The sequence below is a fragment of the Paenibacillus sp. FSL R10-2736 genome (assembly GCF_038000245.1).
Taxonomy (GTDB): Bacteria; Bacillota; Bacilli; order Paenibacillales; family Paenibacillaceae; genus Paenibacillus_AQ; species Paenibacillus_AQ phytohabitans.
In genome coordinates this window covers 1427529-1440088 of sequence record NZ_JBBOBN010000002.1, presented here as the reverse complement: position 1 = coordinate 1440088, position 12560 = coordinate 1427529, and the positions used below count along the sequence as shown (strand labels likewise).

Sequence of the window (12560 nt, the reverse complement as noted above, 5' to 3'; positions counted from 1 at the left end):
TTGGAGAAAGCTGAATAGCACGCTCCCCCGCCCAGCAGCAGAGTAAATCCCACAATTTCACCCTCAGAAAATAATAATGTTGTACGTATTACAACTTCGAGTCGTAGATAACCGGGTGTTTGGGAGAATTGTTGTACAAAATACAAGAATCCCCCCGCTGAACTGCCAGTAGGAGGAGAAATGTTGCATTCTGTACAACAATTTTGAAATTCGGCCAATTTATTGAGGAAAATGTTGTATTTGGTGCAGGATTATATAATACTAACCCTTCAGGTTCACTCCTGGATCTGTTTTTCTTTCACGATCTATGATGTTAAAATATGTATAATAAAACAATTCTCTTACCAGGAGATGACCCCGATGCCAATTACCCCCACCCTGCACTTTAACGGGCAATGTGAAGAGGCGATCGCTTTATACACGCAGGCTTTTGACTTAAGAACAAACTATATCCTGCACTACTCTGACGCAGACAAACGGGACTGGGATACCCATCTCACCGGCGAACAGCTCAGCTATGTATATCATTCAGAGGCTTATATTGGTGAGCAGCGCCTGATGCTGGCAGATGAGCTTGAACTGCAATCTGCCGGAAGCCGCTCTTTCTTTCTCACGGTTACTTTTGAAGCTGAGGCTCAGGTAAAGCTGGCTTACGAGGTTCTAACGAGGGAGGGGAGTATCCTTCAGTCCTTACGTAGCACAACCTATAGCTCCTGCATGGCTTCCGTCATAGACAAATTCGGATTTCGCTGGGGGCTTATGACGGAGCAGGCATAGCCGTGCACCCTAACGACAATAATCAGCAATAACTGATCAGGAAAGTGCAATCTTTTGCCAAATATGTTGTGCTACTATGACAGCATTAATAGAGAATGGATGCTGACGATTAGGAATACACATAGAAATCCCCTCCAAGCCCTCTCCAGCCACCGCATCCTAAGATGCTGCTGCCGGAAAGTCTGCCTGAAGGGGATCTGCCGTACTTGAATCTATTTACTTAAGCGAGTTAATCATTAATACCCTAACAGACTCTTTGTCTTCGCAAAAATGTCATTGGCCATCTCCGTATACCGCGTGCTGCCGTTCGCTTCAACCTGAGCCGTATACTGGTCCCAGTTGTCCAGCTTTTCCTGGCCGGTCACGAACTTGAGCGTCATGGTCTTGACGTAATCCATCAGCGGCGTCGAGATCAGCTTCATCTGCTCATTCTCTTCAGGAGTAGCCATGATCGGCGGTGCCAGCTTGCGGGTATCCCGTGTCGACTGGACGCGGCTCACGAAGTCTTTCTCCCCATCGGTCATCTTGGACAGCTTCAGCTTCTCAGAGCCGCCGTAGGCGAACATCCCGCCGGCGAAGCCGTAATCCACATTCAGCTGCTTAGCAGCACCTTCATTGATTCCGTTATAATAGATATCCGGATTCAGCACTACATTTCCGTCTGCATCCAGGGTATACGTCTCCCCTTCTACGCCCCATAAGCTGAGCATCTGACCCTCATTAGAGTACCAGAACCAGTCGACGAAACGGAGCATCTTAATGAACTCTTCTTCGCCCAGGTCATCCAGCGCATTCTGGCTGATCATGATTCCGTTCTCCAGACGGGAGGTTTCAACCTGCAGCTTCCCTTTGGGGCCGCCCGGCTGGGTGATCATGTAGAGCTCGCTATCCGGAACCTGCATCTTGCTCTTGAAATCGGCCATAACCTGATAGATTCCGCTGATCACGTAGGTGTCGCCCTTGAAGAACTTGGCTTGTGCCGCATCATCTTCCTGAGTGAAGGATTCAGGGTCCATAATGCCTTCATTGACTAACTTGTTGAAGTAGCCCAGATAGTCCTTGAAGTCATCGGAGGCATCGGCAAAAACAAACTGCTGCTTATCCTGGTCAAAGACCAGACCGTTGGATAATCCCCAGCCGGCAGTAACGCCATATTGAACCGCAGCAATGTTCAGTGCGGAATCTCCCTTGAACTGGTCAGAGATGACATATTTGCTGCCTGTGAAGTCCTTGACCTTCTTCATCGCTTCATAGAAGTCTTCATAGGTCCAGTTGCCCTGCTGGCCTTCAACATCCACTCCCGCAGCCTCAAACACATCCTTGCGGATAATGTAGGAATAACCGCCGCCGGCAATCTCCCACATGCCTGGAAGCACGTAATATTTGCCGTCCTCCTTGAGCTTAGCCTTCAGATCCTCTTCCATTCCCCAGTCCTTCACGGCCTTCATATAGTTCGGCATGTACTGCACCCAGTCACTGACAGGTACAATCTGGCCTGTGGCCACGAAAGCGGATTCATCATAAGTCTTAGGAATAATATAAGGAGCATCTCCGCTGTTCACGAGCAGGGATTTCTGGTTCTCATATTCGGTTCTTGCCGTAATGGCCAGATCGAAGTTTACATTCGTTTTCTCCTGGATCGCACTCCACAGCCGCCAGTCTTTATTATATGGATAATTCTCATGGTCGCTGTACATCATGGAGTAGGTTACCGGTTCATTCGAGTGGAAGGTCTGATCTGCGCCAAAGGTATAATCTTCCGCCCCGGCTGTTGCAGGTGCATTCGTACCCGCAGCATTCGGTGCTGTGGAATTACTGGTGCCCGAAGCCTCTTTATTTCCGGATGAACAAGCTGTCATAGACAACATCAACGCCAGCGATGCCATTGCAAGTGGTTTACTGAATCTCATTGTTTGCCTCCCTTTTTGTGTATAGAGCTATATATAACAGAGAGGGCCATAACCCCTCCGGTTATACCGTTTATCCTTTGACCGCGCCGATCATCATGCCCTGTACGAAATACTTCTGCACGAAAGGATACACGCAGATGATAGGCAGTGAGGTTAACACCATGGCCGTCGATTTGATGCTTGCCGCAATCTGGCTCGTCTGATCGGAGGATGCCCCGATTTCGGTCGGACTGACCGCATTGTCGATGATTTGCTTCAGATACAGGGCGACCGGCCATTTCTCTTTCGACTGCAGATAGAGTGACGGTCCGAACCAGTTATTCCACATGCCGACCATCACGAACAGCATAATGGTAACCAGAATCGGCTTTGACAAGGGCAGAATGATTTTGGTGAAAATCCCGAATACCCCCAGGCCGTCCACCCGTCCCGCTTCTTCCAGTTCATAAGGCAGGCTGGCAAAAAACGTCTTCATCAGGATGACATTGAAGGCGCTGATCGCCCCCGGAATGACAATCGCCCAGATTGTATCCCGCATGTCTAACGTCTTGGCCACCAGAATATAGTTCGGGATGAGTCCGCCTCCGAAATACATTGTGAACAGGACAAACGGAATGAAAAATTTGTTGAGCCGCAGTTTATCTTTGGATAGCGGATAAGAGATTACTGCTGTTGCCGTCACGGCGATTAAAGTGCCTGTTACGGAATATACAATGGTGTTCCAGTAGTAATGGAAGAAATCCGGTTTGCTCAAGATAACTTCATACGTCTTGGTCGTAAACTCCACCGGGAATAAGGTTACCTTGCCTGCATAGATAGCGGCTTCCGAACTGAAGGACTGGGCCACCAGATAGACGAAAGGATATAAGGTGAAGATGACAATCAGAATCATGAATATACTGTTCAAAATGTTAAACAAGTTAAAGGTTGAGGTTCGCTTCACGGGTTCGGCTCCTTTCTACCACAGGCTTGATTTCGTAGTTTTTTTGGATACGGTATTGGCAATCGTCACCAGGATCAGTCCAATAATCCCTTCAAACAAGCCTACCGCTGTCGCATAGCTGAAGTTCCCTCCGGTGATCCCCATCCGGTACACATAGGTAGAGATAACATCAGCGGTTTCGTAGGTGAGCGGATTGTACAGCAGCAGGATTTTCTCGAAATTGGAGCCCAGGATGCTGCCGATATCCAGAATCAGGAGCACCATAATCGTCGGCAGAATGCCGGGAATGGTCACATGCTTCGCCAGCTTGAAGCGGTTAGCGCCATCAATCTTCGCTGCCTCATACAATGATGGATCGATGCCGGTCATCGCGGCCAGATAGAGAATCGTTCCCCAGCCCAGGCTCTGCCAGACGCCGGAGGTAACATAGATCACCGGAAACCACTGCGGCAGGGAGATGAAGGAGATTGTCTCCAGTCCAAAGGACGTCAGAACGCTATTCAGGGGGCCCGTTAAAGAAACCACCTCTTTAATCATCCCTGCGACGATAACCATGGAGATGAAATGCGGAAGATAGGATACCGTCTGGACGAATTTCTTCCATTTGATCCTCCGTATTTCGTTAAGCAGGAGCGCAAATGACAAAGTAACAGGGAATTTCACCAGGAGATAACTGACACTTAAGGTAAGATCATTGAAAAAAGCCCGCCAAAATGTCGGATCCTTCATAAACATCTCGAAGTACGTAAACCCGACCCATTCCGTACCCAGGATATTAGGCCCGCCTCTGTACTTCCGGAAAGCAATAATGTTCCCCAGCATCGGCGCATACTTGAAAATAATGAAGTAGATTACCGGGATGACCAGAAACGAATATAGCTTCCATTCTTGTTTAACATGCTTCCATAAGGGAATTCTGTCCGCCTTCTTGCGTGGAATCATGCCTGCAGTCTTAGCTTTAGCAGGAACTGCCATGTCATCATCACTTCCTCACGAATAATTCACTCTAGCAGGGACGGCTGCCTGACGCTTGCGGGCGGGTTCGCAGCCGTCCGGATGTAATCGCTTTCTGCTCCATCAATGTACTTGCTAACCCGGCGGCTCATCAATGTTCAATACCGGAAATGATGTACGTTAACCTGCAAATGGCGGTTGACATCTTGAAACGGATAGACGGTTTCGCGTATTTCCGCTCTGGAAACCAAAAAAGATGACCTCCGGCAACCGGAGATCATCTGTCACTCTGCCTCACTATCCTGTTTCACTATCCTGTTTCACTATCCTGTTTCACTGGATCGCCTTGTATTTCCCCGGCGTAATCCCTTCATACTTCTTAAATACCCGGATAAACGCATGGCTGCTGGCGAATCCAACCTTCTCGGCGGTATCGTCGATGCTGGCCCCTTCGAGCAGCAGAACCTTGGCTGCTTCAACCCGGCTCTGGCTGATATAATCACGCAGTCCGACCTGCCCTGTCTGTTCGCGGAACAACCGGGATACATACTGCGGCGTCAATCCGAAATGATCGCCGATCTGTGACACACTCAGGTTCTTGTCGCTGTAGTTCTCCTGCACGAACGCTGTAACCTTCTCGCCGATACCGGCACTCGTCTGCAGATTAGGCTTACTGCGGAGCACCGTGCATACCCGCTCAAAGATATCGAGCAGCTCCTGCTCGAATTCAGGCTTCGTGGTGCAGGACAGCAGCCGCTTGAGCGGCCGCCATTCATCCCAGGCGATGCTGGCCTGCTCTTGATCAGGAATGGCCTTAATCATCGTAGCCGCTACATCAAGCAGGATGCATTTCGAAATTTCATGCGACCTCTCTCTTTGGAACGCTTGCTGTAAGATACTATTAATCATCTCGTTGGCCTTATCGAATTCATCGGCCTTCAGGAAGTTGATCAGCATCATCTGGTCATTCACCGTGAAGAAATAACTGCCGGCGCTTGGCTTGATGCTTCCGTACCAGATCAGCATCTCATCTCCGAGCACGCTGCGGTATTCCTGGGCTTCCAGGGCTTGAAGGAACGCGAGATTCACGCCGTTCAGACCTGTCTGCAGCTCACTGCCCACTGTGGTGAAGCGGAGCTTGTACCGGAGAGTAATGAATTCGTAGGCTTGGGCCAGATCATCCTCGATATCATCCTTCCAGTGCTCTGCACGCTCCGGAGCTACGTTCACGACCGCCGCCAGCATGCCGTCCATATCTGTGAAATTGATCGTCCAATGATTGCTGACCAGGTCGGCAACAATATTGGATACAATAAATTGGGATAACGCGAGATCCTGTATCCCATCGTCATCGCTATCGATATAGAACAGCAGCACTGCGAAATGATCAGTCGTCCAATTCAGCTTATACATCTTCGCCAGCTCCGTGAACGGGACGTTACGGTCGGCCTGACCCTTCAGTAGCCTCCCTAAATAGTAATTCTGCAGCACGCGCAGCTGTTGATCATGCTTATTGTTCGTATCATCCCGTTCCCTGATCGTCTCCAGAACATTCCTGCGGATGAACGTATATTCATCCAGGTATTCACCGGTGCCCTGCGCCGGATTGCGGGTGAATACGCTGACCAGCTCTTTGATCGGATCATAGTTTTTGCGGGCGAAATAATAGATAACCGCACTGCCTACCGCAAAGCACAGCAATAATCCGTACATGTTCATCGTCCGCATTCCCCCGATATGCTCCCAGAAGACATCGGTCGGAAACACGCTGATATACTTCCAGCCTGTCGTATCGGACGACTCGATGGTGATCATCGATTTAACTCCCTGAAAGGTACTCGTAAAGGTGCCGGTGCCGCGGTCATTCCATTCCTGATAAGCCGAAGGTTCGATCAGCGTATCTCCAGCATTCTGAATCATAATCCGGCCATTCGTGTCCATAATAAATACCCGGCCCCGCTCTACCCAGTCGATATTCGCGAGCATCGTCATCATCTTCTCCACATTAAGCGGTATGATGAGTGCGCCTGTTAGTTCGGCAGTCGCCTGAATCGGCAACGAACGGATATAGAACGGGGTATACGTAGCTTTTTTATCCGAATTCTTGAGCGGAAGCAGCACGTATTCACCCGAATGATGCTGGCCCATAAGCTGCTGCCAATCATCGTAAGCGAAAGTATCCGTCTGAAGCTTCATCTCATAAAAAGATTGTTCTTCTATATAGGTCTCACTGGAAAGCACCGACTGCAGCGGCTTCGAATATAAGTTAATCTCCTTAATGAAGTTGTTGGCAGATAACATTTTGCCCAGCTCCTGCTTCAGCCCGTATATCTTGTAAGCGTTATCAGGTGTGGATGAAGACAGAAAGCCTTTCACTTCGGAATGAACGGCCAGCTGTGTGGCCAGGCTCTCTGTCTGCAGCAGCTCCCCGTCCACAATATATCTTACCTGCTGAAGCATCGCTCTGCTTGCCAGCTTAATCTCATTTTTCACAACTTCTCTCGTCTGACCATAGATGATCACACTAAGAATGACAGGTATGCACAGAATCACCGCATACGAGACAATTAACCGGAAAACTACACTTTGTGTGAAGTGACCCCTTTCCAAATTCAATTGCAATCCCCCTAATTCCCTTTTTTGTACATTTCAATCATAAATGAAATTGGGGTAAGCTTCATATGTACAATTTGAAATCTGATGTACAGTTTAAGCAGGTTGGCTATTTACTCACTGCGGATCACACGAAAACCCTGGTCATTTCCCCTGCTGCTCCCCTCAAACTTGCCCCGAAACGATACCTCTGTATTGTTAACGCCGCCGATCCACCCGCCGCCCTTCACCAGTCTGAGGGAGCCGATGCTGCTGTCCGGGCCTTCGTACCAGTTCCAGCACCATTCCCTCACGTTACCTGACATATCGTAAAGCCCCAGCTCATTGGGTTTCTTGAGGCCGCTAATTTTCGTCTGGTTATGGTTATTCTCGATCGCCGGCCAGTTCCAATCCCCGGTTAAGAATTGATCCCCGGAATTCCTCCAATACCAGGCTACCTCATCAGCCTTGCTACTTCCGCTATAGCTGCTGCTCTTGCTCATCTGTCCCCCGCCTGCTGCATATTCCCACTCCGCTTCAGTCGGCAGGCGGTAGCCGTTCTCTCCTGCATTGACCGTTACGGTCCATTTCATGAAATCTCTGTCGCTTGTATTATTCGGATCAACAGTGTTCTTGTCTATATTGTAATAGGGCTTCAGGCCCTCTTTCATACTCCGTTGATTGCAGTACTCCACAGCATCATACCAGGTTACACTCTCTACGGGCAGATTATACCCCTGAAACTGGGAAGGGTTATTCCCCATCACCTCCAGCCATTCTTGTTGAGTCACCTCATACTTACTGATATAAAAATCAGGGAGGGTCACATCTGTTCCGTAATAATTGGATTTTGTGTCTACAAAGGCACCGCCCTCGACCCATACAAGACGCTCTTCCCTGGCAGGCTTCTCCTGCGAGCAGGCAGCGGCAATACCCGTTAATGCTATTAAAATGACAATCAATAGTTTTCGCATGGATATATCTCCTTTGAACCGATTGGGAAAGGTACGGACCTGCTGATTAGCCTCTATATAGGCAGCACAGTAGTTATAAAGGTTGTACGTTCTGCAACAGCATGACGGAAATGTTGTATTAATTGCAGGATGATATAAAAGATTTCAAGTGGAGTTCAGCCTATATAGCTGGCTTATTAAGGCCGCCGGCTGTGTGACCGGCAGGCCTCAGTCCTATCAATGATCAGCCGTCTTTCTGAATAGCCGGAACCCGGTTAGTGCCTGTCAGCCGCCTGTTACCACACCGTTACGTTAGAGCTGCCGCTGCTCTGATAGCCTTCTGTTGCAAGCACCTGATAGGACCAGCTGCTTCCCAGATTCATCCCTTTGCTCTTCCATGCGTTAACATGGTTACTGAAAGTGATAGCAGAATTGCTTCCCGTCGCTCTCTTCGACTGTCTTACACTCCAGTATTGAGGGAATGTGGCATTACCATCAATGGAAGGCGCGTCGTAGCGCATGGTGGTATAGATATCATAGGTGCCCCCGTCACTGGTCACGGTGCCCTTATACGTTCCGGTAGGTCTATAAGTACCCCAGCTGTCTACAACGTAATATTCGATGAGTGAATTTCTTGTCCAGCCGTACAGGGTTAAATACCCGTTGCCGGATGGCGCCCAGACGCCTGCATTGTAGTTGATTGTTCGTGTTGGCGATCCAACATTCCAGCCTTTACCGACCACGAAATTTCCGGTATTGGACCAGTTCACACTGTAATTCCCGCCTGTTCCGTTCGTAGCATTGACTGTACCTCCGCCATCAGTCCAGTTCTGCCAATAATCTGTTGCTGCACTTGAGGTCGCTGCAAACGCGCTGAAGCTCATTGTGGCTGCCATGAATACCGTTAGAATTTTCTTGTTTAGCTTAAACATTGAATTACCTCCTAAGAATAATTTGTTGTGTACAGCCTTTCTTCCCCGCCCTCACTTGCCCGTAGCCTCTGTCCGCAGAATCTAACTTATCCTGAGTTATCTCCCAGATATTTACTTGTCCTCCTTCACGAGTAAATTATATAAGGTAAGCGTTTACATTTCTCTCTGCAAATTAAAGGTTTAATCCCAATTTTTATAGGTCTTATGGAGACGAGGCGGCATAACTTATCAATTAAAAAAGCCGCCCCATGAAAGGACGGCTCTGCATCAGCAATCTTATGGATTCGTCAGCCCATCTTGATTACGGCCTTCACCACATCTTCCTTGTTATTGATGACGAAATCAAAAGCTTTCTGGGTATCCTCGAAGTTGAATTCATGGGTCACGATACCCTTGACGTCAATTTTACCGTCGGCAATCGCTCCAATGGCGGCAGGATACAGGTTCCGGTAACGGAATACCGATTTGATATCGGCTTCTTTGAACATAATCTGCATAAAGTCGAAGTCGATGATATCCTTGGCTGCGAGTCCGACGAGCACAATCGTTCCGCCTCTTTTGACCAGATAAGGCGTTTGCTTCACGGTATGCTCGCTTCCTGCGGTTTCAATGACCTTATCCACGCCCTGACCGTCTGTCAGTGCAGCGATTACATCCAGAACATTCTCCTGCCTGGCGTTGATTACCCGGGAGGCGCCCAGCTTCTTCGCCGCTTCCAGCCGCTTCTCAATGATATCTACGACCACAATATCCGTTGCTCCGTACGCCTTGCAGGCCAGAAGTGTGACAAGCCCGATGCACCCCGCTCCGAGGATCACAACACGGTCACCCAGCTTAATTCCGCCTTGCGCCGCAGCATGCAGGCCCACGGCCAGCGGTTCCACCAGCGCCCCCTCTTCCGAGGATACGTTGTCCGGCAGCTTGAAGGCCATGTTCTCCGGAAAAGCCATATAATCCATCAGGCAGCCATGGTAGGGCGGAGTGGCCAGAAACTGCACATCCGGGCAGAGATTGTACTTGCCGCTCTTGCAGAATTCGCACTGGCCGCAGGTGACTCCAGGCTCTAGCGCAACCCGGTCACCCACCTTAAGATGCTTCACCCCGGGGCCAAGCTCCACCACTTCTCCGGCACATTCATGCCCGAGGATGAAATCTCCGTCGACCACGAAGTCGCCGATCCGCCCATACTCCAGATAATGCACATCCGAGCCGCAAATTCCGACATATTCCAGCTTTACGACAACCTCGCCCTCTTTGGCCACCGGCATGTCAATTTCATTCATTTCCAGCTTCTTGAGCTCTGTCATATAAAAGGCTCTGTTCTTCACAAGTTTCTCCTCCTCAGGGGCATTAGCGTTCTGTATAACCATCTGAATTACTTCAAGGCCTCTGCCTTCTCCAGCAATGCGATATACTCATCCACGTTATCCTTGGCAATCAGCGGGTTGCCGATATCGGTGTCGATCTGTTTCTCCGCGCCGGTCAGCAGCTTGTTGCTGGTATCGAGCAGCTTCTCTGCCAGCTCAAAAGCATTCTGCAGACAAGTGGAGGTCATCTTGCCCTCCTTGATCAGCTGAAACGCCTCAGCCGTTCCATCCACTCCATAAGCCAGCATGCTGCTGAACTTGGCATTATCCTTAACCGCTTCAATCGCGCCTGCCGCCATATTGTCGTTCATGGAAACAACAGCATCGATGGTATCGTTGGCCTGAACCCAGTCCTCCATATATTTCATCGCTTCGTCCTTGTTCCAGTTGGCGATCTGTTCGCCGACGATCTGCACATCCGGACGTTTGTCGAAGAATTCCTTCTGCCAGCTTTCTCTCCGCTTATCGGCGTGGAAGTTCCCGGACGGGCCGTTGAGTACTACGACCTTGGCATTCTGTGGGATCTGTTCCAACGCTGCGCGGGCATTGACTCCGGCCTGCTCGTAAGGATCGGCATCCACAGTGGATGCTCCTTCAATGCCGGAGATGCGTGCATTAGTGGTGATGGCATAAATACCGGCTTTGATTACCTTCTCTACGTAAGGTCTTTGCGCCTCACCGTTATTCGGCTGCACAATGACAAGGTCGAACTTGTTCGTGATGGCATTCTCGATCATGGAATTCTCTTTATCGTCACTGGCCTGCCCGTCGAAGACCTCCAGCTTGATGTTCGGATATTTCTTGGCTTCTTCCTTCACGGCGTTGGCAAGCCAGGCGGCAAAGGAGTCAGACTGCGCACGGGCGATGTAGGCAACCTTATATACTTTCTCACCGCTGTTACTTCCTTGCGCTCCTGAATTAGACGAGCTTGACGTATTCGAATTGCCACAGCCTGCGAGCAGTCCCAGTATCAACAGCATCAAAACTAAGGTGATCCATGTTTTTCTCATTGTTTTTCCCCTTTTATTTATTTTAAACAGCGCCGCTGTTTAATCCGGTTGCCTGGACATCCTCTTACCTGTGCCGGGTCACTTGGCGATTCCCGGACTCTGCTCCCTCTTGCGTCCGCTGCTCTTGCCGTTCCTGCCGTTCTTGTCTTCAATTCTGCCAAGTGTGTTCTTGGTTCTGCGGTTCTTGGACCGGATATCGTAGATTACCGCCAGCGCAATGATGGCCCCGCGGATAATCTGCTGCATGTAAGAGTCGACATTGGTCAGGTTCATGATGTTATCCAGGAAGCCCACAATGAAGGCGCCAGCCAGGGTGCCTCCCGCCGAGCCGATCCCGCCGGAGAAGCTGGTGCCCCCGATGATCGCCGCCGTCAGCGCCGTGAATTCATAGTTGATTGCACCGTTGGGAAGCCCGGCATTCACCCGGGACATGAAGAGAATTCCGGCAACCCCTACGAAGATACCGTTGATGATAAAAGCAGTGTATTTGACCTTGGATACGTTGATACCTGAAGCGGTAGCCGCTTCTTCATTCCCGCCCACTGCAAACAGCGAGCGTCCGAACCTGGTGTGCCGCAAGATGTACCAGGTGATAAGGGCAAAGGCAATCAGAAATAGCACGGGGATAGGAATGAAGCCGATGGAGCCTTGGCCGAGGACGGTGAAATCCCCCAGCTGCAGGATGTTCTGTCCTTTGGTGAAGAGGAGGGCAACCCCGCGCGCCATCGTCAGCATGGCCAGTGTAGCAATGAAGGGCGGCGTCTTGAAGGTGCTGACCATCACGGCATTGACAATATTGCACACCACGCCGGTCACGATGCCGACGACAATAGCGGCTGTAAAAGAACCTGTAGATTTGTAAGCGGATACAGCAAACACTCCGGAAAGGGCCAGCACAGAGCCCTGCGATAAATCCAGCATCCCGCTGATAATCAGCAGGGTCTGGCCAAACGCCAGGATGGTAGTTACCGCCAGCTGGGTGGAGATGTTGGTCAGGTTATTAATGGACAGAAAGTTCGGGTTGGCAAAAGAACAGACAATAAATAATGCCAGCAGCACCAGATAGATGCTGTACGTCTTTTTAAATGTGCTCCAGAATTGGCTCCAATTCATCTCTTTCAA

10 protein-coding genes are annotated in these 12560 nt (G+C 49.9%); 1 reads left to right on the top strand and 9 read right to left on the bottom strand.

Annotation, left to right across the window (positions count from 1 at the left end; all coding sequences use genetic code 11):
* Positions 1–360 precede the first annotated feature (360 nt).
* Positions 361–777 carry a VOC family protein gene (locus NSQ73_RS34320; RefSeq protein ID WP_076247930.1) on the top strand — a complete coding sequence of 139 codons (417 nt, stop codon included), beginning with the start codon at positions 361–363 and terminating at the stop codon, positions 775–777.
* Positions 778–1013: 236 nt separating this feature from the next.
* Here the strand turns inward: NSQ73_RS34320 and NSQ73_RS34315 are convergent, their stop codons facing one another.
* The 9 genes from NSQ73_RS34315 to NSQ73_RS34275 all read right to left on the bottom strand — a co-directional run bounded on the left by NSQ73_RS34315 (position 1014) and on the right by NSQ73_RS34275 (position 12551).
* The gene (locus NSQ73_RS34315; RefSeq protein WP_340990652.1) at positions 1014–2687 is read right to left on the bottom strand and encodes an ABC transporter substrate-binding protein; all 1674 of its coding nucleotides are present in this window, start codon (positions 2685–2687) and stop codon (positions 1014–1016) included.
* Positions 2688–2757: 70 nt separating this feature from the next.
* Entirely contained in the window at positions 2758–3630 is an 873-nt protein-coding gene (locus NSQ73_RS34310; protein ID WP_042210579.1) for a carbohydrate ABC transporter permease, read from the bottom strand.
* 15 nt (positions 3631–3645) lie between these two features.
* Entirely contained in the window at positions 3646–4605 is a 960-nt protein-coding gene (locus NSQ73_RS34305) for an ABC transporter permease (RefSeq protein WP_171719090.1), read from the bottom strand.
* 312 nt (positions 4606–4917) lie between these two features.
* On the bottom strand, positions 4918–7200 hold the full coding sequence (locus tag NSQ73_RS34300; protein ID WP_340990651.1) for a helix-turn-helix domain-containing protein: 2283 nt from the start codon (positions 7198–7200) through the stop codon (positions 4918–4920).
* 110 nt (positions 7201–7310) lie between these two features.
* Complete coding sequence (locus NSQ73_RS34295) at positions 7311–8150, bottom strand: formylglycine-generating enzyme family protein (RefSeq protein ID WP_340990650.1); 840 nt, start codon at positions 8148–8150, stop codon at positions 7311–7313.
* Between the two features lie 275 nt (positions 8151–8425).
* Positions 8426–9061 carry a glycoside hydrolase family 11 protein gene (locus tag NSQ73_RS34290; protein WP_042133591.1) on the bottom strand — a complete coding sequence of 212 codons (636 nt, stop codon included), beginning with the start codon at positions 9059–9061 and terminating at the stop codon, positions 8426–8428.
* A gap of 287 nt (positions 9062–9348) precedes the next feature.
* Entirely contained in the window at positions 9349–10389 is a 1041-nt protein-coding gene (locus tag NSQ73_RS34285) for an NAD(P)-dependent alcohol dehydrogenase (RefSeq protein WP_336103120.1), read from the bottom strand.
* Between the two features lie 47 nt (positions 10390–10436).
* Positions 10437–11438: a sugar ABC transporter substrate-binding protein gene (locus tag NSQ73_RS34280; RefSeq protein WP_340990649.1), complete on the bottom strand. Its 1002-nt coding sequence runs from the start codon at positions 11436–11438 to the stop codon at positions 10437–10439.
* Positions 11439–11516: 78 nt separating this feature from the next.
* Entirely contained in the window at positions 11517–12551 is a 1035-nt protein-coding gene (locus NSQ73_RS34275) for an ABC transporter permease (protein ID WP_340990731.1), read from the bottom strand.
* Between the last annotated feature and the right edge of the window lie 9 nt (positions 12552–12560).

Coding starts and splice junctions, on each gene's coding strand:
- NSQ73_RS34280 (WP_340990649.1), bottom strand. CDS start 11,438: ATGAGAAAAACATGGATCACCTTAGTTTTGATGCTGTTGATACTGGGA.
- NSQ73_RS34320 (WP_076247930.1), top strand. CDS start 361: ATGCCAATTACCCCCACCCTGCACTTTAACGGGCAATGTGAAGAGGCG.
- NSQ73_RS34315 (WP_340990652.1), bottom strand. CDS start 2,687: ATGAGATTCAGTAAACCACTTGCAATGGCATCGCTGGCGTTGATGTTG.
- NSQ73_RS34275 (WP_340990731.1), bottom strand. CDS start 12,551: ATGAATTGGAGCCAATTCTGGAGCACATTTAAAAAGACGTACAGCATC.
- NSQ73_RS34305 (WP_171719090.1), bottom strand. CDS start 4,605: ATGGCAGTTCCTGCTAAAGCTAAGACTGCAGGCATGATTCCACGCAAG.
- NSQ73_RS34290 (WP_042133591.1), bottom strand. CDS start 9,061: ATGTTTAAGCTAAACAAGAAAATTCTAACGGTATTCATGGCAGCCACA.
- NSQ73_RS34295 (WP_340990650.1), bottom strand. CDS start 8,150: ATGCGAAAACTATTGATTGTCATTTTAATAGCATTAACGGGTATTGCC.